Genomic DNA, 21,679 nt, shown 5'->3' on the forward strand with positions numbered 1-21,679 from the left:
CTGGAAGCCATCCAGGGGGATTGAATCGATCGCGTCAGGCTCACCGTCGGATGAACCTGGCGACCTGCATTTAGCGAATCGCTCGGTAGAACTTCGTACCTGCGGGGCTGTTGAGCGTCAGCGGGCTGTTCCCGGCGAGAGGTGCCCAGGGGCCGTTCACGGAGGAGGATTCCAGGAGGGAACCTTCAAACGTGATCACCACCGCAGCGCCATTCTTGGCGATGCTTAGGCTGGGAGGAGCGGTGACACTTCCCGGGATGTCGTAGAACGCCAGGTTGTCGATAGCGAAGTACCAACTGTCCGTTCCCAAGGAGGCCAAACGGAGACGCACATCGCTCTTTCCAGCGGCTTGCGTCAAACGGGCGATCTCGATGCGTTTGCCCTCCACATCACCGTCGTTGATGCGAGGCACGATGTATCCGCTCAGCGCCTCCGTAATGGGCGCTGCGATTCCGTCGCCGTATTTGCCGCCTTTCGGGACCTCGTTGTCCACCCAGGTAGACGTGTCGGTGTTGGGATCGAGGAAGGTTCGGAGCGCATCCACTGTCCCATCGGCCTTCACCTTGATATCGGGCTCTTCCAGGAAGTACATGACCGGTAGCCAGCTCGTTCCGCCATCGACGGAGTATTCCACAGCCCCGAGACTGTCCTGATTTTGGAGGTAGATGCTGCTGAACGTGATCACGACGTCCTTGAACGTGGAGAGGTCGTAAGCCTTGGTCGTGATGAACTGCGTCTGACCCTTGTTGGGACCGCCCAAGCTGTCGTCGTTGCTGCGGCTATCTGATTCAGCGTAGAGCACATTGCCAGACATGAGCCATTCAGGCCACTCCCCTTCGGGAGGGTTGCCATTTCGGATCTCGACCTGGTTGCCGTCTATGGTGATCGTTTGTCCGGGGGCGATGTTGAACGGGCTGGTGCCGTCGATGGACGGGATATTGGCCACATTCACCAGCACCCAGTTCTCGTAACTCTCGGACTTTTGGTTGGTGATGTCTCGGCCATCCGCGTTATGGGCGGTGAAGTTCCAGGCGGTCCAACCTTCTGGCTGCGTATCCTCGGCGAAGTCGTTGAAGGTCTCCAAGATCTTCGGCGTAGGGAGGATAAGCTTCTTCAAATTCCGGAATGTCCATTGCTCGTTGCGAGTGCTTCCGGCCTTCCCACTGAACGAGAGCTCGGCGGTATGAGTTTCTGAAGGAATCTGCAGCCCTTCCGGTTCGAAGGTGAATCTCACTTGTTTTCCGGTGCGCTCCTTGGAAACGGCGAGGTTCTTTCCGTCGAGCTTGAGCGCGATGGAGTTATCGTCGATTTCCTCGTTGTCGCCATCCTGGAGTTCCACCGACAGCACGCTGCTGACACCGTTCAGTTGGCGCGGAGCGGGGCTCGGGGTGACCGTCCGTACGAACGGTTTCAATCCACTGGTCGTGGCCCTGTAGGCGGCCACACCGCCGTTGTCCGTGTCGTTAACCAAAACTTTCGAACCGTCGGCTTTGATGGTGAACCATTCAATGTTGGCATCGCCGCCACCCTCTTCCCAAACGGTGCGGAACGGATACACGCCCGCTTCCGGAACCAGGAAGGTGAACAGAGTATCTCCGGCTCCGCGTCCTCCGTTGTATTCGCCCAGAACGATCGCCTGGAAGGCATCTAACGGTTGTCCGCTCTTGGTCCGGAAACCGTCATCGCTGTTCACCCCCATGGTGATCAGCCCGGGTGGCAGCTCGAGGTAAGTGGTGATTTCGCCCGCGATTCCGTCCAGCGCCGAAGGGATGCCAGGCATGATGTCATCGGGAGTGAAAGCTCCGAAGTTACCACCCGCGGCCTGATTCATGTTGATGACCGTCTCAATTTCGAACCGGAGGGGGGCCCAGGTCGGATCGGCCGGCGCGGCTGGCTCGATGGCCACGCCTTGGGCGTCCGCCACTGCCAAGTTTTCGTAGGGCGCTCCCGTTGCGTTGTCGATGAGTTTGCCAGCCAGCTGCAGCTCCGGACGCTCATTGTCATTCGACTGAAGGGCGGCGTTCTGATGGACGCGCCAGATGAAACCTCGCTTGCTGGTATCCGGAGTCACTCGCGCGGTGGCTGGCAGCGAGGCGTAGGTGATCACGGAGAAAGTGCGAACTTCCGTGGCCGTGTTTCCCTTGGTGTCGCGGACGCTCAGGTTTAGGGTGTGCGAGGACCCAGAGGGGAAGAACGTGCCTGCGGGCTGAGAAAAGACGACCTTCGTCACCAGTCCCTCCTTGGTTACGGAGGTCGGGGTGAGGGGGGAACCGTCGAGTTGGATGGTCAGGGTGTCGGGATCAAGCGGGACGCTGCTCTCCACGATCTCCAGCGAGAAACCAGTCGGGGAACCTACCACATCGCCAATGGAGGGGGGAGCGACCTGTGTTCCGACCGTTACATCCAGCTTAACTAGGTCGGTGTAAGTGTCCGGTGTGCCGGAGAGACCCGAGTTGGGGCTGTGGGTGATTCCGACCGTCGCGGTGCGTGATCCGGGCGGAATGGTCCCGTTGCGGATGTACTTTGCCCAGCTGTGAAGATGGACATTGTCATCGAAAATCTTGACGCCATCCGCGAACACGTTGAAACCGCTGGCGCTCACGCGATCGATGATCACGGTGCTGCCCACTTGGGCGGACGAGGCGTCAAAGAACTGGAGAGTCAGATAAGGGGCATCCGGATTGCTGCCCGGCTGACCGTAGGACGCGAGCCAGGTGCTGAAGGAAAACTGACCGAGGCCGGAATCGATCTCCGATGCCGAAGCTCCCAAGGTCAGATCCACGGTCTGCGTGGCAGGTCCGGTGTAGTTGCCTTCGGCCAGCCCATGTCGCCAGGAGTACAGCGAGCCGGGGTCCTCGGATTCGGGGATCGGTGGCCCGGTGAAGTAGGCTGCGGAGTAATTATAGGTCTTAAAGTAACCGGTCCAGCCAATGCTCGGATCCTCTTCGAAACTTCCGTTTACAATGAGGTCGGTCGCATTCGCTGCGCCGACGAACGCCAGTCCACCCGTGAGGATAGACAGGCCCATTTGAGTCGATGGTCTCATACGTCTTTTGGTCTAGGTTTTCACTCCCTCGGTGCAGTGACACACTCAGGAAACCCAGGGTTGGCTGTACAATGAATGCAATCGCATTGCGTACAGGCCTATGCGTTTCATGGCTAAGGGCTACACGGGAGCTGATAGTGATGACATTCCGCCAAAAACAGCTGATCTGCAAGTTAAGACTCTTGGGTTGGGGGAAATTGCGGTATGAGGCGTGCTGCGGCAACTGTTTGGAGCCGTAGGACTTTAGGTATATCCAAAAGCCTTAACAAACGGCTGAAGCTGATCGAGCAAGGGGGCAAAATGTCTTTCGTAATGCCTCCATCGCTCGATGGAACTGGTGTACAAAGGCTTGCTCACCGCCTCGTAGGTGGGCGAGCTAACGGCCTTATCCTTCAAGCGATCTCGATAGGCCATAACTTGCGGATCCCAGGTCAATCCCAGGAAGTCGACGCTGCGCCGTGCCTCCTGCTCCAGGTTTTTGACGGCATCCTCGTAACGCACTTCCAACCACTTCCCGGGAAGCTTTTCCCGCAACTTCAGCCAGACCCCCATATCGATGGAATAGCGGTTGACGGTTCGCTCGAGCGACAGGTAGCAAACGCTATTCGTGTTCAGCGGCAGGTATTGCATGAAGCAGCTCAGGACCACGTCGCGCGGGTCGCGCAAGGCGATGAGGAGTTGCATCTCCGGGAACAACCGAAGCAAGGAGGGTATGAGCAGGGTGAAAGATGGATTCTTATCCAGGTGAATCCGGTTGCCGATGGGCTGGTTGAGGGCAGCCGACATGGATCGCAGATAGCGTTCCCGGAGCGTTAGAAGCCGTTGTTCAGGGAGAGCATTCAGAGTGGCAAGGGAGGGCTCTCGCTGGACAGGGCTCATCCACATCGCGGGAAAGATGTCGCGAGCGAACAGTTCGCGTTCGTCCGAGCTCACCAGATCTGGATGGCTGTCCAGAACTTGTTCCAACAGGGTGGTTCCCGATCTGGGAAAACTCGTCAGCAGCGCCACCCGTTGAGGTTCGAGCGAGCGAGTTGTCTCCGCCCACCGAATTAAATCTTCGCGCGTCACCGACTCCGCCAGAGTGCTTAGGATGCGAACCACCGCCTCTGATTCCCTGCGAATGCCCCCCTCATGTGGCAGCAGCAATGCCTTGCATTGCAGCATGGATTCCATGGCCATCTCATAGTCGCCGGCGCGATCTTGCAGCTGGGCGATGTCCGCCCAAGCTTGAGCCCTTATTTGAGGGTGGGCTTGGGCATTGTGAGCCAGCTCTCGGAGAATGGATTCCGATCCCGCCTCGTCCTTGCGTCGACGCAGCAAGCGGGCCTTGATCAGACGCGCCTCCAGGTAATCCGGCGCGAACTTCAGGCAGTCCTCGGTGCAGGCGATTGCCTCTTCGAGCCGGTGACGACGCTCATAGAGCACCGAAAGTTCCAGCCACGCATCCGGGATATCCTGGCGCAGGGTGAGCGCTCGCTGGAAGCACTCGATGGCCTTTTCCGGCCGGAAGATCATGCGGTAGCTCTGAGCAGCTAGGTGGAGGATCTCAGCTTTGCGAGCCGCGGCCTGAACTAATCGATCCAGAAGCTCCTCAGCCCGAGCGATTTCAAACCGAGCCCCGAAGGCTCGGCTGGCATCGACCAGAGCGACGAGGTTTTGTGGACAGCGTCGAACCGCTCGATCGAACTCCTCGAGCGCCTCATCGAAACGATTCAGCTGCCAGAGTGCGCGGGCTTTCTGAAGCTCCGGCAGATCGGAGCCCAACCCGGGGATTACCGGGGCTTGCCCGCGTGCCGAAGGCTTCTTGCCGGAAGAACGATGTTGTTGGCTGGCCATGTCGATTGGGCGCGATTGAATCAAATTCAGAATTGCATTGGAAGGGCTCTTCTGGCTATTCTGGCCGCTGACCCAATAGTCCCAGAATAATCAACCCAGTTGTACTATGATCGTAACCCAATCCAAAAGAAACTTGTCCTGGATGGGATCGATGCTGGCGGTTTCCCTCGTCAGCACGGTTTCCTCCCTTTCGGCCGGAACTATCCTAAATGTCGTTGAGACCGGTGGTGATAACGAAGCGACTGATACCATCGCTGCCAAGTGGACTGGTCAGACCTGGAAGGTCAGCATCGCCAATGAGCCCGTCCCCGGCGCGACGGTTGACAGCTCCTATACTGCAGGCACCTTTGGCAGCCTTGCTCCCGCCTTTGTAGATCGGAACCACCGATTCATCGATGATCCGGGTACCGCGGGCGGCGCGGCACTCGCGATTCCCGCCTACTTGGTTGGTCAGGAATATATCCTCTCCGGCAACGACAATCGTGACAACGCCAGCTATCGCTTGGACGTTACGGTGGGGACTGCCTCGACGGTTTACATGCTCATCGACAATCGTCTCAGTGATGCGAACAATGCCAATCCCCCAACCTTCGATGCCACTCACATGCAGTGGATTCTCGATCAGGGTTGGATGCCTTCGTTGAACGGCCTCAACCGTTTTGGCAACGCGAGCGTGGCGGACGAAGTGGCGATCGACGAGGGCGCCGACGGCACGATCAACCAATGGTATTCGGTCTACAAGAAGGAGGTTGATGCGGGTAGCTTCACTTTGTTCCAGGCCGATAACGCAGGACAGAACATGTATGGTGTCGTGGTGGTTCCGGTGCCTGAACCTGGAACCCTTTCACTGGTCGGGCTCGGCCTGGCTGGCCTGCTATTCCGACGCCGAACGCGCTAGTTCAGTCTAACTCGGCTGAGACCGCTGCAGTCAGCGGTCCTACGATCCAGCTCGCTCCCCCTAAGCGAGGTTAGTTTCGACGGCTATTACGGCGGATAGTGCTCCTTGGCGCTATCCGCCGTCACTTTGAAGGCCTGATCCCCATCTCCACGCAACTTGCTGAGACCGCGGCCTAACACCTTCTCCCGCTTTCTCCTCCCTCCCTGCGGGCTAACTCAATAGCTTCAGCCTTCGATGCTTGCTGCCTGAGCGCTGGCGGTTCTCTCACTCCTAGGAGATGGGCGATGCGGCCCAGGCCTGGGCCGCATCGCCCAAACGGAGTTGGCCTCAGCCTTCCAACAGATTCCGAGTCGAAGCAGCCAGTGGACCCAGGCTATTGGTTTTGCTGAACAAATAGGCCGTTTTCTCCTCTGTTGGCGGATGCAGTCTAAGCTGGTACCTGCCCTGCTTAGGATCCGACGTGTTCCGAAATTCCAATCACCAACAACGTCAATGAGACTTACTACCCCTATGATTACTACAGCATCTCCGATTCGAAGCCTCTCTCAAGCGACCCTGGCCTGTTTCATGTTCTGCCTTTTGTCATTCCTCCCGTTCTCCCTGCGCGCAGAATGGGTCGTGGATGGTGACACGGTGTATTTTACCGACCATGTCGCCTATACTTCCGACGGTCTGGACTACGCGGGTACAGTTTCTCTGCGAATGGACAATGTCACCGTGAGCGGCCAATTCAAGATCGTCACCACGATCTTGGATGTGACGCCTGAACCCGGATGGACTGCCGTGATCAAGAAGGCTGGCGGAGTGAATGGCGTCGTGGAGATTGTCTTTCAGAGTGCGACCTGCCAATCGAAGTTCAGTTTTCTCTACAAGCCCGGACTGACCCGTATTGACTACGGTCTGATGCGCTGCCGCTAGCCCGGTTTTCGCTACTGGTGTTCAAGGTGGACTCTCGTTAAATCCTTGCCACGGCAAGGAGGCGAAATAGTTGGCAACCTCCTCGGCCTGTTCTCGCGTCAATCGCCCCGCGACGAATCGCATGAGATGTGAGTACTTGCTACCCCCCCGACGCTCGTCCCGAAACAACTCCAACTGAAGCAAGAGGTAGTCCGCATGCTGACCTGCCAGTCTCGGATAAGCTGGGTTGCGTGGACCTTCCGCAAGTCCGTGACATTCCACGCACGCCGGAACTCGCTGGCTGGCGATGCCGAACATTGCGATGTTGCGACCTCGCTCAATTGCCAAGCTTGAGTCATTCTGGACTCGAACCACTGTTGCCTCCAGTTGGGAGAAGTGAATCGCCAGCGCGGTCAGTTGCTCGTAATCCAGGGCGGAGGCAACAGGTCCCATAATCCCACTAGGTCTTTGACCCGTGGCATATCCCCGTAAAGCGCCACGCAGGTAAGCCGGCTGCTGACCGGCGATGCGCGGAAACGCCTCGTCGTGCCTGCTCAGCCCGTCGCGACCGTGACACCGGTTGCAGCTGGCGAGGAGGCCCGAATCCAAACCCAGGGCCGGAGCGGCCAGCGAGGGTTGAGTGGGGGCGGTTCCCGCCCCGGCATCCGATCCCTGGGCGAGCTTCTCGTAGGCCCGCGAGTCAAGTTCCGGGAGCTGCTGAAGGAACGCAACCAGAGCCCAGACTTCATCGTCGCGTCCTGGGCTGGGCCAGGAGGGCATTCCGGTAAATTTAATGCCATGCTTCACTATGTAAAACAGGTGCTGGGGCTCCCAGGAAGTGGTTCTCAATGACAGATCGGGTGGCGGGGGCATCATGGCCAGGGCAATCCGAGGTCGATCCGAACCGGGCGCACCGTGACACGGGCGACAGCCGGTTTCGTAATGGGCAGCCCCCTTCCGGATGAGGGACGTCCCCGTCAACGGGGGAGGCTGAATTCCTAGCGAATGTGTGTCGACGGAACGCTCTTTGGCCCGCTGGAGAATCCATCGAGTGATCGGCCAATGCCCGGCACTCGCAGCGATCGGAACAAGTCCTGACCAACCTACTGCTCCCCCGATCGCAAGGAGCCCACCCGATAAGACGAGCAGACTTACTCCCCAGGGTCTTGGTTTGGTGAGGATAAAGCGAAAAATGTTCATAGGCCCCCCGGACATGATGACGTTTTAGAGTGAAGCAGCTGCCGTGTTAGCCATAAGGCCCCGACCAGATAGGCAATCCCCCCAATCAGGAGCATGATGACTCCTCCCAGTTGCTGATCGGCCAAGGGCGCTCCGGCCTCGGGGTGAGGGGAGGCATAGAGCGGACGTGGGGTCAATGCCACCAGGGCTCCGAGCAACGTCATGTGCATGGAAGTCAAGAGCAGCCCGATAATTCCTTCCGCGCTTCGGGTGGCCCGTCGGGTTGCATCCCCTCCAAACGCGGCGAGCCAGAGCCATAGACCCGTAATGAGGAAGGAAGACTGTTCAACAATCCACAGCGCCGAGGAATGTCGCGCGAGATGATGCAGGCCGGGGGTGTGCCAGGCCCAAACCGCCAGGAACTCCACCGCCGATGCCGGAATGGGTGAAAATAAGCGAGGGAAGCGACGGACGGGATCCATCGCCGTGGCGGCCAACCCAAGGCTCAACAGGGGAGCCGCGACGGCAACTAGCAGCATGTGTAGCGTCATGTGGATAGAAAACCCGTGGTTGTGGAGCAATCCATGCGGCACGGTCCATGTCGCCGTCAGGACGATGAGGCCCGCCACCACCAGCGCGAGTTTGGATCCTTGGGGATACCCCCGGCCGGCGAGTTGAGGAGTGGTGGTGGGTTTCATGCGGCTACGACTTAGGCTCGGATAGGAATTAGAATCAGGACCAGGGCAGAATAGAAAACCGCGACGGCGCTGATAACCGTAAGCAGAAGAGTCAGAAAGCAAAGGAACCGAACCGTCGGCTGCTCCATAGAGGCGGACCGGTGGTGATGCCAGCTGAGTCGACCAAGAACGCCGAGAATCGCCCACGCTGCGACTGTGCCAATTGCCAAGGCGATTCGGAGGCTGTCGAACGACTCCCACGGCTCTGATTTTTTGGCATGCCAGATCGCAGCCGTGAGATAGCACAACAAGAAGTGACCGCCCCAAATTGCCGGAGGAGCCAGGAGGATCCAGAGGTTGCCGGGAATGAATCCGACCATTGCTTTCATAGCTTTTGGTTCACCGGAGCAAGGGGAAACCGCCTACCAGCGCGCCCGTGATCACTGCCATGAGCAAGGTGAAGTGCCAGTAGAGAACGACATTACACAAATCGATGTCGTGCTGAGCTGTCATGCGTCCTGCCCATCGTCGGGCCAAGCAGTACAGCTGCATCACCACGCCCAGGCCGATATGAACGACTGTCCAGATCGCGAGTGCCCAAACGATGGCGGGGTAGACATGCGTCTGCGGATCAAGACCAGTCCTCCAGGGGCCGAATAGCATTGCCATACCGCCCGCCAAAGCCAGTCCTGCCGCCAGGATGAGAGTGAGATAAAAGGAGTGTGCGTTGTTCCTTCGGTTGCAGCGATGCGACATCAAGGTCAATGCCCAAGAGCCCAATGTGAGCACTCCGCCGCCCGCCATCCATTGAGAGCAGAGGAGCGAGCTCGGTGCGGGCGGGAAATCGTGATGGACGGTCCAGAAGAAAAAATATCCAAAGACCAGACATACGAAGGCGGTTAGGTCAGCTAGCATCACGATGCACATAGCCCACCATCCGACCGATGCACTTCCCGAAGCGTAGAGCGGAACGGCGATGCCAGGCGCAGCCTCCTTGGCTGATTTCTCGGGAATGATCGCGGTTCCCGTCCAGAGCCAAATCATCGTCACGATCAGTCCAGCGATGCCACTGGCGGCTGCCAGCCACCACCAGTGGAAGGTGCCGAAAATGAACATTCCCCCGATTGTGAGCGCGGACCAGAATGGCAGGAAGCTCGGGCCTGGCAGCCTAAGGCACTGCAGTGGCTGAGCTTCGAGCACCGTGGTCACCAACGTCTCGCGCTTTCCCTCCTCCGCGTCCGGCAGAAAGAATCTTCCCTCGTCATAGTGGCGGATGAACTCCGGCTGGTCCCACAGGGGATTGCGGCTGTCGATGCTCGGGATGCAGCGCACACCATAGTTCGGACCTGGCATGGTGCTTAACCATTCGAGCGAGCCCGCACTCCAGGGGTTGCGGTCGGCGTTGGGCTGGCCACCTTTGGGGCGGAACAAATCCCAAAAAAAGACCCCCAGTCCCATCGCTAGAATGAAGGCCCCCACGGTGCATAAAAGATTAAGGCTGTCCCATCCTGTCTCGACTGGGTAGGTGAATATCCGTCGTGGCATTCCTCGAAGCCCCAGGATGTGCATGGGAAAAAACGTGAGGTTGAAGCCGGTGAACGTCAGCCAGAAGGCAATTTTGCCCATGCGTACGGATAGGTGTTTGCCGTGGATGAGCGGATAGAAGTAGTAGCAGCCTGCCACGATCGGGAAAAGTGCTCCCCCGATCAGCACATAGTGAAAATGGCCCACCACGAAGAAGGTGTCGTGTGCCTGGAGATTGAAGGGCACTAAAGCCAGCATCACCCCGGTCAAACCGCCTGCCACGAAAATGGCGAGGCTGCCAAAGACCCACAGTATGGGTAGGGACGGAACTCGGCGGCCGGCCGCCAACGTTGCCAGGAAACAGAAGAGCTGGATGCCCGTGGGAATGGCAACTGCTTGGGAGGCGGCTGAGAATAGGGCCAAGGACAAACTTGGCAACCCGGTGGTGAACATATGATGCACCCAGAGTCCGAAGCTCAAAAAGCCGGTGCCCACTGCCGAGAGCACGACCCAGCTGTAACCAACGATCGGGCGTCGCGCGACTGTTGGAACGATCATGGCTAGGAGCGCGACCGAAGGCAGGAAGATGATGTAAACCTCCGGATGGCCGAACAGCCAAAACAGGTGCTGCCAGAGAAGCGGATCTCCGCCGCGGGTCGGATCAAAAAACGGCCAGTTGAAGGCGCGCTCGATCTCGAGCAGTAGGCTGCCGGCGATGAGGGGTGGGAAGGCGAAGATCACCATGACGGCGGCCACGAGAACATACCATGCGTACAAGGGGATGAGGTTAATGCGCATCCCTGGAGGACGGCATTTCAAGACCCCCACGATGAGTTCGACGGCGGCCGCGATGGCCGCGAGCTCGATGAACGAGAACCCCAGCAGCCAGATGTCGGCGCCAACGCCTGGCTGGTAGCTGGACGACAGCGGTGGATACATGAACCAGCCTCCCCGAGGTGCCGCATCGAAGAACAGGGAACCGCACAAAAACAATCCACCGAGAAGGAAGCACCAAAATCCAAACGCGGATATCCGCGGAAAGGGGAGGTCGCGAGCACCGAGCATCTGCGGCAGAAAAAGAATCGCCAGAGATTCAAAGATCGGGATGGCGAACAGAAACATCATCACGGAGCCGTGGACCGTGAACACTTGATTGTAGGTGTCGGCATCGAGGAAGGTGTTCGAGGGGCGAGCCAGTTGGATGCGCATCAGGAGGGCGAGCATTCCTCCGAAGATAAAAAAGAGGAACGTAAGCACCACATACCACAGACCCACAATCGTGTTGTTGACCGCGGACCAATATCTCCATCCCGAGGGAGGCTTCCACGCCTCGCGAAGGCGAACCTCCTGCGCCTTTTGAACCGCGTCCGGCACCTCGGGATAGGCCCGTGGCACCGCTGTTTCGGATGGAGTGGTGTCACTCATCTGAGCTCCTGGAGATAGGCCGCGATGGCCTGGAGTTCCTCGTGGGGCAGCATCCCGTAGGCCGGCATGTCGGCCCCCGGCTTCGGGAGTTGGGGGTGGGCCAGCCATTTCTGCAAGGATGCGGAATCGTTCGGCGCGGTTCCTGCGGCAATCGTTTGACGGCTCGCGAAATGAGTTAGGTCGGGGCCGATGGAGCCTCGGGCGGTAGTGCCACGAACCTGATGGCAGGCCCCGCAACCATTCGCTAGAAAAAGTTCTCGCCCGAGGTTCGCATGCGGGGTGAGGACGTGATTGGAGTCCTCGGCCTGATGCTCCAGCCATCGATCAAAAGCCTCCCGCTCGTGGATGACCACTCGGATTTTCATGAGAGCATGAGCGGTTCCACAATACTCGGCGCACTGACCGTCGAACACTCCTGGCTTGGTGGGGGTTAGGGTGAGGCGAGTGACCCTTCCCGGAATCAGGTCTCGTTTCCCGCCTAGGGAGGGGATCCAGAATGAGTGGATCACATTCGAGCTAAATAATTCCAGTTCCACCGGTTCATGCACCGGAAGATGAAGCTCGTTAGCTACCTCGACCGTGGCCCCACTGGCATGATGGTAACGGAACCTCCACCACCACAGCTCGCCGAACACTTCGACCTTTCGGCTTCCGGGGGGTGCCGGGGACAAGAGTTTGGGCATCATTTTAAGCCCATAGACAAGGAGGCCGGAAAGCACCAAGCTGGGAATCACCACACCCCCGATGACGATGAGGCAAAGCCCCCAGCGCTCGGTTAAGGGCGTCTCGCGCTGGCGAGCAGAGTAAATGAGGAGGTAAATAAAACCTGCCCAAATCACCAGGCCACCTCCGACCATCCACCAGAACAGCTCAGCGATTAGGTCCGCTTCGCGCCCTGCGGGATGCAAGGTGGACTGCTTTTCCATGGGATCCAGGGGCACCCCAGTGCCCCCCAACAGCACCCGGAGGATCGCCGCCGCGGGATAGAGCGAGAGCCTGTCCATGGTATGAAAGTGTCCAGCTGCCCCGTGCTCAGGGGCATCGGGCTAGAGCGCGCGGAGAAACGCTACCAAATCGGCTTTTTCTTGAGTGATGAGACGCGTTCCCAAAATCAGGTTAAAGAACTCGACGCTGTCCTCGAGCGTCAGTAGACGTCCGTCGTGCAGGTAGGGGGGCGAGTCTTTGATCCCGCGCAGTGGAAAAGTCTTGATCGGTCCGTCCGCGCTAGCCATCGCTCCATTCACGAGTTTGGGTTTGTAAAAGCGCTCGGCTCGGAGGTTATGCATCAGGTTATCGGTATAATAGGGTGGCTGATGGCACGTAGCACATTGCCCCTTGCCGAAGAAGATCTCCTGGCCCCGCAGTTCAGATTCGCTCGCCAGGGCCGGAATCAGTTTGCCGGTGATGCCTAGTTTCGGAGCGGGAGGAAAATCCAACAGTGCCTGGAACTCCGCCATGAAGTGCACTTGACTGCCACGCTCCAGAATGTTGACGCCTTTCTTGGTTGCGATTACCGGATCTCCATCGAAATACGCCGCCCGCTGTTCGAACTCCGTAAAGTCTTCCACCGATTTTAGCGCTCGTTGGGAACCAAACAGCCTTTGCACATTCACTCCCCGCAGGGTGGGGGTTTTGATGCGATGCCTAAACTCCTGTGGCCTGACATCGCCAGCGAGATGGGTGGCGCCGTTCGCATGACCGTTGGCGTGGCAGTCCAGGCAGCTAACGCCTCGATGAGGACGCTCGGTACGACGGTCATCCGTGGCATTGAACTGCTGCTGAGGAAACGGGGTTACCAGAAGCCTCAATCCTTCCAGCTGTTTCGGATTGAGGATCCCGTTGAAGAGCTCGAAAAAATTGTCCAACGTGACAAGCTTACCCTGAGAGACATCCCCCAGATCCGGCCTTGTGGTTAGGAAAATCGGTGGCGGAAACTCCGGCAATAGGTGGTCGGGAATGTCAAAATCCAGGTCGAACCGGGTCAGATCCCGCCCTTCTTGCTTCTTCAACTCCTCAATGTGGAACTTTGGAAAGACCATGCCACCCTCGGCGTGGTGGGGGTGGGGCAGTGGCAGGAACCCTTCAGGGAACAAGCCTTGATCCAGTATCTCAGGCTCGGTGGCTCCGGCGAGACCCTCCCAGGTGGTGCCCGCCTTTAGCTTCACACGAACCCCTTGCTGAACCGCTTTCCCCATCGTCATGGTCGCTCCAGCCGCCGGTTGGTTCGCCAAATCGTATCGCTGGTTGAGCAGTGTCATGTGCTTTTCCATAATCGCCTGCTTCTCTGCCTTCATTCGGGTCATGGTTTCGGGGAAGGTTTCTCGGGGCTGAACCGGAAGGTAGCTGGACGGTGGCGGCTCGGCGCCGAAGCTCAACCGAGCCAGGATGGGGACGAAGAGAAGCAGGCTCCAAAAAGGGGACGTTTTCATAAGTGCCGTGTGTTCGTGTTCCCCGAGCCTATTCCTGACTCGCGATCCGAGTTTGTGGTGGCAGGGGTGGATACTTTTAGCACGTTTACTGCCAGCTTAAACCCAGCTCCTGTGCGCGTAGACGCGTGTTTTGTGGGCAGTTTGCACGGCCTCGGGAGCCGACGTGTGCAATTTGCCTCCTGGGGGATGGCTGGAGCGCATGCGCCTTTCGAAGCGCCCGGGCTTGGCAGCAGCGTGGACCGTCAGAACCTTTAGCTTAAAAAGGAGAATGAAACCACGGATTTCGCGGATGGCACGGATTGGGAAGAAATTGAACGGACCACCTCATCACTCTGAAATGGACTGGCCTACTGGGCAGCCCGCCCTCGCTCGATCAGTCCTATCGCTTCATCCAGCGCTGCCGGCGTCATCTCGACCAAATGGCCAGATTCCGGGAATCGTCCGGTTCGGACGTCTTCGGCATATTCGCGAAACGCGGCGATCCGTTCATCCTGGAGGCGCTGGAATTCTTTGAGGAAGTTGCGATAGGCCTTGGCGTGGCGGGGGATCCGCTCGTCGTAGTCACCGAGAATGTCATCGGAGAAGAGGAATTGAGAGTCGCAGCCGCTACCAGAGCCGAGCGACATGAGGATCAAGGAGGTGTTCTTGCTGAGGTAAGACGCCAGCGAATGGGGGACTAGCTCGAGTTCGGCCGCGTAGGCGCCGGCGCTCTCGAGGCGCTTCATCTGGTCGTAGAGTGCTTTGGCTTCGGTAGGAGATTTCCCAATCGCGCGGACGTTCGTCCAAGTCGCGTGTCGAGGAACCATGCCCAGGTGTCCCACGACGGGGATGCCTTCGCGTGCCATCGCTTCGATGATGTGTGGACTGGCGGAGCAATACACAGAGCTGGCGCCCAGTTCCAACGCTTTGAACCCAACGCGGATGGCTTCCTCTGGTGAGGCGAGCCCGTGCGGCGTTGCTCCCGAGAGAAAGCTATTCGGTGCTGCGGCGGACAGGAGGGGGAGTCGAGCCTGGGAGGCCGGCGAGTCAAAGCTGCAGCTGAGAAGGTCAATCCCGGCCGCCTCAGCAGCCGCAGCTTCCTCCGGGGACTTCACGTGCACATGGATCAAGCATCGTTTGCCCTTGAGCTGTCGCAGGTCATAGACGGTGTATTTTTTGCGGGATCGAAGCATGCCGCGAGAGTGTCGCTGGGATCGAAGCCCTTCAAGTCGGAAACGCTGGCCCTCGATTCTCAGGGGAATGCTGTGGCGTGAAGGGACAGCGGTGTCGTGCCCTCGTCTTTACCTCAAAAATGGGCACTAGACAAGTTGTAGGGGCTCCTCACGTGTTCGCGTGAGGTCCTGATGCCGAAGCCGAGAACCCCTGCGGGTTCGGGCCTTGCCGACAAAGTGAGCTTTGGTCTTGAACCCCACTAAACTTGAGTCATCGTGCCTTCGGTAGGAAGGCTATGAACCCGAATCCTCGTCTTTTTTCATTCGCTGGTGGCCGCGAAGGTTTGTGGCGATTGATGGGCTCACGGGCGGTGATTGGGGAGGGGCTGCCAGCTGTCGAAGCGGTCAGCGTCAGTGCGGGCTCAGTCCTGCCTGGGAATGATGAGAAAAAATGGGTTCTACGCGGCGTCACAAGCAATGACCGTTACGTGACCCGGTCTGAGAAACAGCAATTGCAGGCGTCCCAGCCAGCCCTGGGTCGACCCGAGGCCGATTGTGCCGTGCTGATTCCGATACGAAAGAATGCGGCATGGTGGGCGCTTACCCAGGACGAGCGGCGGGAGATCTTCGAAGCGAAGTCTCACCACACGCAGATAGGTCTCGACGCCCTACCGGCCATTGCGCGTCGACTTCACCATTGCCGAGATCTCTCCGAAGCCGAACCATTTGATTTTATCACCTGGTTCGAGTTTGCGGCAAAGGATGTCGCCGTGTTCGATCAAACTCTTGAAAGGTTGCGCATTTCAGAGGAGTGGAGTTATGTAGATCGCGAAGTGGAGATACGACTTAAACGCGACCTTTAATGAAACATCCAATGAACTACCGATTTTATTCCATCCTACTCGCCCTGCTGGCGGTGGGTTTCATCGCTCAGGCGGACAATCCCAAGGATTTCACCGTGGAGTCTGTCTTCGACGGTTCGAAGTTCCGTCTCTCCGAAAACAAGGGAAAGATCGTCGCGCTGCACTTCTTGCTCAAGACCGAGTGTCCCCACTGTCTGAAATACACTCATGACTACGCCGTCCTCGCGAGCAAGCAGGCAGAGGTGATTCACGTTTTCCTCAAACCCGACAGCCCGTTTGAGATCAAGGCCTGGGCCAAGAAGATTTCAAAGGATGGCCTGCCTGAGCTGCCCCCGATCTACCGAGACCCCGGCGCCAAGCTGGCCGAGCAATTCGAGATTCCCGACGGCTACAAATTCCACGGCCAGTTTGTGCACTACCCGGCCCTCGTGGTTCTGGACGGAACAGGCAAGGAGTTGTTTCGCTACATCGGGAAAAATAACTCCGACCGCTTTCCTGCATCGAAATTCGAAGCCAAGCTCGCTGAGTCCCAGCTTAAGTAGAAGCGGGCCCTTAAGGCAGACTTCCCACCTTGACTCGATAGAAGCGCTTTCCAGTGGCGGATGCATTGGTGCGTGTGACGGAAGCCTCCCTCGCCTGCCCCGATTGGCCGGGTTCGTCCGCGAACGGATTGGAGAGATCGGGTGTCGATTGAAGGCGGTAGTAGAGCCCGCGAACCGTTTGAAAGCGAATTCGGTGGCTCGAACTCGTCACTGAGTCCAACCGGAGGTTCAGCGGAGACTCCGTCACCGAACCATCGAAATAGCGCCGGGCAAGTTCCCAGGCTGCCTGGCCGCAGGCGGCGCCGGTGATCCGTCCTGCGATATCGTCGGCGGGAGGATGAATTCCTCCCCAGATCCGCGAGAGTCCGATTTGATCCGCGGCATCAAAGTAAGTCGCCCATTGAAGAGTCACGGGCTCGGAAGGTCCTTTTTCATTGATGAGCTCGGTGATGGTGTAAGATCCCATGCCGCCGGGGAAGTATTCGCTCCCCGTTATCGCAGCCATGGCTTCGGCGGCCGAACGGCTGAAAGTACTGTGGCCTGAGATGTACCCTGGAAATGCAGGGGAGATAAAGTTACTGCGCTGATACGTTGTCCAGGCCTCGGCTGGAACCCACCGGACACCTTGGTGGGTCGTCAGCGGGTTTGCCGGTTGACCGGGCCACGAGAGCAAAGCGATCTTCCCGACCGGCAAGCCGCGATGACGCCCACCTGTGCCGGCTGTTGCGGCGGTCACCAATTCGATCAGATTGGAAATCAGGGGCAGGCCTCTCGGGTGATAGGAGGGGAGTGTTGGATTGCTCGACTGTCCCAAGGCACCCACATAGCGGACGGCGGTGATCGGCCTCCACCCATCGTAATACCTCTTCACAGACCAGGCCGCACAAGCCGCTTCGTGAAGCGCGGCGTTTAATGTGAAATAGAGCTTTACCTCCCATTCCAAATCGTCGACGGCGGGACCTGTCCCTCCGATTTTCTTCACCAGAGCCGGGTGGTCCGTGACATTGTTTGCAATAGCGTTCCAATGTCCAGGAGGAGTCTCGGAGGAAGGTCCATCCGCCCAGAATTCGGTTAGCGCGCGGGCAAAATCTCCTCGTTTCGCGATATTGGGGACGTAAGGTAGTCCGGTGAACGGGTTCACCGAGCGCCCGGTCCCATCATTCTTTCCGAGAGTGTTGTTGCCTTGGGCAGCCGGGGAGATATCCATAGTTACCCCATCGTCGGGGGTGAGCTGACTGCTGCGACGGATGACTTCGACGACATTCTCGATGAACGCTGCATGAGAATCCCCTCCGAACAGCGGCGGCGGGCCTGGATCGATCCAGGGTTTGGACGCGTCTTCCCGTCCTACAGCAAAGGGCCTCACTCCCATCCACTGTGCTCCGAGGTAGTTTTGGATAGGGCCCTGGGGAAAGCCATTCTGGTCCACAGCATTGACGATCTGCAAACGTTGCCAGCGGTTGACGTCTTGGACTTGCACGCCGAAAAGGCCTGCCGGCAATGGATCGTTGACATAACGGTAGCCTCCTTGCGCCGCTGGATAGTCCGGATAGGCGATCGGCGGATTTGCCGTGGGATAGGGAGTGCCATTGGTCTGACGTGCTCCGTCGTTCAGAAACCAGGCAGACACGGCGTCATAAACCGAATTCCCCACGCCGGCTGGTGTCGCGGTGTCTCGGCTCTGGTTATTGATGTCATAGCCCAGGCCGGTCATTTCGACGTCATCTGCCAAAAGCGTCGCCGGTGCCGTGCGAGAGTAGACATGACGTTCCCGGAGAATGCGGTAGGCCGCATAGCTAATCGCTTCTCGGCGTGCGGCAGTGATGTCGGTCGCAGTGTGTTTCCCTCGATAGACGAATCCGACTGCGCCGTTGGTGTCGTAGGCGGCCCACGCATCATACATGCACGCGGACAGCGAGAAGAGATTGCGGGCTTGCGCCGGCGGATGCGGAGTATCCTGACGGATGGCGGAGAGAGCTCGTTCGTCCCAGATTCGGGCTATGCTGGGAGTGGCTCCGGAGACATCGAGCGAACTGAACGCGGCCGAGATGCAGCTCAGGAAGGTGAGCAGGCAACCGTTCCAACGGGGAGGCACGGAATCTGACCAGCGGGGCAGGGTACGACTCATAAAACAGTTTGGTAGCTCAGGGTTGACGATCTAGCAGGGAATCTACCTATCGGCATAGGTTCCGCCACGCTCGTGGGATCAAACGGGCATAACGAGGGGTAAAGTGGATTCAATAGAATCCAGACGGGGGATGAGCCGGAAGCGTCGTCTCACGGTCGAGTCCCGCTCTGCCAAAAGGTTTCACTTTGAGCTTAGGCCTCATTAGTCCACTGTCCTTCCCAACATTATGAGCGACTTCAACCCTTCACTCCGGAGATTCTCCCGTGCCACCGCTTTCCTCCTTTGAGCTTCCCGGCCGGGTGGTCGTAGTCACGGGAGCCGGTCGGGGGATCGGCCGACAAATCGCTCTCGACGTGGTAAGGTCGGGCGGCAAGGTGGCGGTGGGAAGTCGCTCCGTTCCTGAGCTGGAATCCCTAACGACGGAGGTTCAAGCCTTGGGTGGGGAGTGCTTTCACCACTTTCTCGATGTGACCGCCGTGGAGTCGGTTCGAGAGTTCATGGCCAGGACCGTGGCTCACTTTGGGCGCATCGATGCTTTGGTGAACAACGCCGGATTCAACAAGCAGCTCCCGCTTCTCGACTACGACGAAGCCCTCTACGACCAGATTCTGGATGCCAACCTCAAAAGCGTTTTCTTCTGCAGTCAGACCGTGGCCAAGCAGATGATCGCCCAAGGCGGGGGTGGTTGTATTGTCAGTATCGCTTCGCAAGCAGGGCTAATCGGCGCGCCGGGCAGAGGACCCTACAGTGGTGCCAAGGCAGGCGTGATCAACTTAACCCGCACGATGGCTGTCGAGTGGGCGAAACATCGAATCCGCGTCAATGCGGTAGCTCCCACTGTCACTCGGTCCGCCATGGCGGAGCAGGCGATGCGTGACAACCAGGCCTTCGCAGATTCCGTCAAGACCATGAATCTTCTGCGGGGCGATCTGGCCGAGCCCGAGGAAATGTCCGCCCCAGTGGTCTTTCTGCTCTCCGACGCGGCTCGTATGATCACCGGTCATACCCTGGTCGTGGATGGTGGATGGACAGTGGCGTAGCAGCCAACACCGCCGGCGCGATGGCACGGGTGTTGTTAAGTGTAGAAACCCTAGGATAGCGCCGGCGATGTTGGCTGCTAGAAGGCACTGCGTGCGGGGGGACTGCACCTCCAGGGTTTGCATCCGCTGGTTTTGAGGAAGATCCACACGGTTCGAGAACGGGCCGTCGGAAAGAGGAATGGGAAACTATTGCCCGCGGACGACGCGGACCACACGGATCCGAAGAGGGACGGGACTTGCATGGGCCGGGCCGACAGCCGTTACTGTTCCTCTGGTTCTTCCTCGCGTCCATTGCGTCCATTGCGGTCCTAAACTCGGTATCCTCAATGGTTGACCTTGGACTCCTGTCTCCTACAGGTGCAGGTGCCCAAGCCTCCCGGTTAGGGCCGATGGCGGAAGGTCATGGAACGGAAATCACCTAGGTTATAAGGACCCACATAAGGCTTCGCGAGATCCACTTCAGCCACAGCGACGGTGCCCCACTTCGAGGCGGTGGCCATGGGCTTCCCCGCTCGATCGAAGATGGACGAAGTCATCCAGTCGTCCTTCGTGTCCATGTAGGTGCTGCTCACGAGGAACACATGGTTCTCGCAGGCCCGCGCTTGGGCCAGGAGAGGGTTGCATCCCCACACGGGCCACGCGATGACCTCAGCTCCTCGGTTGGTCAACTCGCGTGCGACCTCCGGGAAAAAGCCATCGTAACACACCATCAAACCGATCTTACCCAGTTTGGTGTCGAACACCGGATAGTCCTTTCCGGGTGCGACACCCGCTTCGACTTCTCCATGCGGTAGACACACCTTCCGGTATTTTCCAACGAGATGGCCATCGGGCCCCAGGAGAACCGCGGTGTTGTACACGGCGTGAGCTTCGCGTTCATTGAGACTTAGGACGATGTGGAGCCGATGCTTGGCAGCGAGCCGCCCAAAGTAGTCGGTCGTAGGCCCCGGAATAGGCTCGGCGATTTCGCCCACCTGGCGCTTGATGCCCACAGCCGGGACCGTTTCACCCAGAACGACCAGGTCTGCTCGCTGGTGGGCCGCCTCGGCGATGAGCGATGCGTATTCCTCGCAGTTCTGACGCGACGATTTGCCCGTTGGTTTGTAGTGAACCGTGGCCAAGCGCACCGGTCTTGCGGCCGGAGCCGAAGTCTTATTCAGCTGAACGTCACTCCATTCCACTCGCCCCTTCGGAGCCCATTGAAGATGAAGTTCGACCACCGCATGAGTGGCTTGGTTAGGGGCACGATAGGTTCCAGCGACCGTCGTCCAACCGTTCTTGTCGGTGGTGCCATCGACCGGATGTTCTGGCTCCGCGATCCAGATCGTGCGTCGATCGTCTTCCGCGCTCGCGGAGTCAACTGGGGGAACCGACTGGCCTGCGTCGTTCCTCCAGAGCACCCTCACTAGAGCACTGCGGCGTGGGTCTTTTACCCCCTTGGTTTTGCGCAGGGCTTGAAACCGGTAGAAGTCTCCGCCTGTGACCGGAAAAGAGGTTTCGAACCACCCGTCCAACCCCTCGCGGTGGTCGTGGTTGATGCGAAAGACTCCTGTGTGGTTCGGTCCAGCCTGGGGTTTAAATGAGAAGTCCGGGCGTATTTCATCCCGTGGCGCGCGGGTGCTCCACCCCGGCGGCAACGGGTCGCTCCAGGCCCTCGACGCAGCGGCTGAACCACACGCGATCAGGAAAGTCAGTAGCCACGCGATGGGGTAAGTTGGGGAGCTCATAGACGTTACCCAAGACTAAAGCCGGGTGGCACTTGGTCTCAATGACAAAGCGTCAGGCGGGCAGGACTGATTTGGAAACGTCACTCAGGTAGGGAGAAACTCTGTTGAGCCCACAAGGGCTCCAGGCTCCGCTCCACACAGCAGGTTACTCCCGATAAGGGCCTCACCACGTCGATAGTCCATGCGCGCTTCTCGCCGCGGCTCCCTCAACCCTTCCAAACGCTGGGCATTCATGGAGGATGCGGTCGACGCCATTCCAAGAGATGGTCTGAAATGTGTAAAGATTTGCTAGGGATCTTTGCATCCCGGCGCTAGTT

At 58.6% G+C, this 21,679-nt stretch carries 16 protein-coding genes; 5 read left to right on the forward strand and 11 right to left on the reverse strand.

The features are described 5' to 3' along the window. Nucleotides 1-70: 70 nt before the first annotated feature. The gene (locus JNN07_15865) at nucleotides 71-3,046 is read right to left on the reverse strand and encodes a hypothetical protein (protein ID MBL9169217.1); all 2,976 of its coding nucleotides are present in this window, start codon (nucleotides 3,044-3,046) and stop codon (nucleotides 71-73) included. A 243-nt stretch (nucleotides 3,047-3,289) separates the two neighbouring features. Next, nucleotides 3,290-4,882, reverse strand: coding sequence for a sulfotransferase (locus tag JNN07_15870; protein ID MBL9169218.1), 1,593 nt, complete (start codon nucleotides 4,880-4,882; stop codon nucleotides 3,290-3,292). A 106-nt stretch (nucleotides 4,883-4,988) separates the two neighbouring features. On the opposite strand from JNN07_15870, the gene JNN07_15875 reads away from it, so the two are divergent. Together JNN07_15875 and JNN07_15880 are read left to right on the forward strand one after the other, a co-directional pair. Beyond that, nucleotides 4,989-5,780, forward strand: coding sequence for a PEP-CTERM sorting domain-containing protein (locus JNN07_15875; protein ID MBL9169219.1), 792 nt, complete (start codon nucleotides 4,989-4,991; stop codon nucleotides 5,778-5,780). 510 nt (nucleotides 5,781-6,290) lie between these two features. After that, the gene (locus JNN07_15880; GenBank protein MBL9169220.1) at nucleotides 6,291-6,698 is read left to right on the forward strand and encodes a hypothetical protein; all 408 of its coding nucleotides are present in this window, start codon (nucleotides 6,291-6,293) and stop codon (nucleotides 6,696-6,698) included. Between the two features lie 21 nt (nucleotides 6,699-6,719). Here JNN07_15880 and JNN07_15885 read toward each other — a convergent pair whose 3' ends face one another. The 7 genes from JNN07_15885 to JNN07_15915 form a co-directional block, all read right to left on the reverse strand. Beyond that, entirely contained in the window at nucleotides 6,720-7,877 is a 1,158-nt protein-coding gene (locus JNN07_15885) for a c-type cytochrome (protein MBL9169221.1), read from the reverse strand. Then, nucleotides 7,874-8,554 carry a cytochrome c oxidase assembly protein gene (locus tag JNN07_15890; GenBank protein ID MBL9169222.1) on the reverse strand — a complete coding sequence of 227 codons (681 nt, stop codon included), beginning with the start codon at nucleotides 8,552-8,554 and terminating at the stop codon, nucleotides 7,874-7,876. The genes JNN07_15885 and JNN07_15890 overlap by 4 nt, the downstream gene beginning before the upstream one ends. Nucleotides 8,555-8,565: 11 nt before the next feature. Further along, a complete protein-coding gene (locus JNN07_15895; GenBank protein ID MBL9169223.1) occupies nucleotides 8,566-8,922 on the reverse strand; it encodes a hypothetical protein in 357 nt (118 codons plus the stop codon). 10 nt (nucleotides 8,923-8,932) lie between these two features. Beyond that, nucleotides 8,933-11,482, reverse strand: coding sequence for a cytochrome c oxidase subunit I (ctaD, locus tag JNN07_15900; GenBank protein ID MBL9169224.1), 2,550 nt, complete (start codon nucleotides 11,480-11,482; stop codon nucleotides 8,933-8,935). After that, nucleotides 11,479-12,486 carry a cytochrome c oxidase subunit II gene (gene coxB, locus JNN07_15905; protein ID MBL9169225.1) on the reverse strand — a complete coding sequence of 336 codons (1,008 nt, stop codon included), beginning with the start codon at nucleotides 12,484-12,486 and terminating at the stop codon, nucleotides 11,479-11,481. Before coxB ends, ctaD begins: the two co-directional genes overlap by 4 nt. A 42-nt stretch (nucleotides 12,487-12,528) precedes the next feature. After that, nucleotides 12,529-13,911, reverse strand: a complete 1,383-nt coding sequence (locus JNN07_15910) for a cytochrome B6 (GenBank protein ID MBL9169226.1) — start codon at nucleotides 13,909-13,911, stop codon at nucleotides 12,529-12,531. A gap of 347 nt (nucleotides 13,912-14,258) precedes the next feature. After that, nucleotides 14,259-15,083, reverse strand: a complete 825-nt coding sequence (locus JNN07_15915) for a 3-methyl-2-oxobutanoate hydroxymethyltransferase (GenBank protein MBL9169227.1) — start codon at nucleotides 15,081-15,083, stop codon at nucleotides 14,259-14,261. Between the two features lie 275 nt (nucleotides 15,084-15,358). On the opposite strand from JNN07_15915, the gene JNN07_15920 reads away from it, so the two are divergent. Together JNN07_15920 and JNN07_15925 are read left to right on the forward strand one after the other, a co-directional pair. Continuing rightward, entirely contained in the window at nucleotides 15,359-15,925 is a 567-nt protein-coding gene (locus JNN07_15920) for a chlorite dismutase family protein (protein MBL9169228.1), read from the forward strand. An 11-nt stretch (nucleotides 15,926-15,936) separates the two neighbouring features. Further along, entirely contained in the window at nucleotides 15,937-16,467 is a 531-nt protein-coding gene (locus JNN07_15925) for a redoxin domain-containing protein (GenBank protein ID MBL9169229.1), read from the forward strand. A gap of 10 nt (nucleotides 16,468-16,477) precedes the next feature. Here JNN07_15925 and JNN07_15930 read toward each other — a convergent pair whose 3' ends face one another. After that, nucleotides 16,478-18,595, reverse strand: coding sequence for a vanadium-dependent haloperoxidase (locus JNN07_15930; GenBank protein MBL9169230.1), 2,118 nt, complete (start codon nucleotides 18,593-18,595; stop codon nucleotides 16,478-16,480). A 263-nt stretch (nucleotides 18,596-18,858) separates the two neighbouring features. Between JNN07_15930 and JNN07_15935 the strand changes: the two genes are divergently transcribed. After that, nucleotides 18,859-19,635 (forward strand): SDR family oxidoreductase, encoded by a 777-nt coding sequence (locus tag JNN07_15935; GenBank protein ID MBL9169231.1) that lies wholly within the window; start codon nucleotides 18,859-18,861, stop codon nucleotides 19,633-19,635. Nucleotides 19,636-20,015: 380 nt separating this feature from the next. Here JNN07_15935 and JNN07_15940 read toward each other — a convergent pair whose 3' ends face one another. Then, nucleotides 20,016-21,362: a carbon-nitrogen hydrolase family protein gene (locus tag JNN07_15940; GenBank protein MBL9169232.1), complete on the reverse strand. Its 1,347-nt coding sequence runs from the start codon at nucleotides 21,360-21,362 to the stop codon at nucleotides 20,016-20,018. Between the last annotated feature and the right edge of the window lie 317 nt (nucleotides 21,363-21,679).

This window comes from Verrucomicrobiales bacterium, from assembly GCA_016793885.1.
Classification (GTDB): Bacteria; Verrucomicrobiota; Verrucomicrobiia; order Limisphaerales; family UBA11320; genus UBA11320.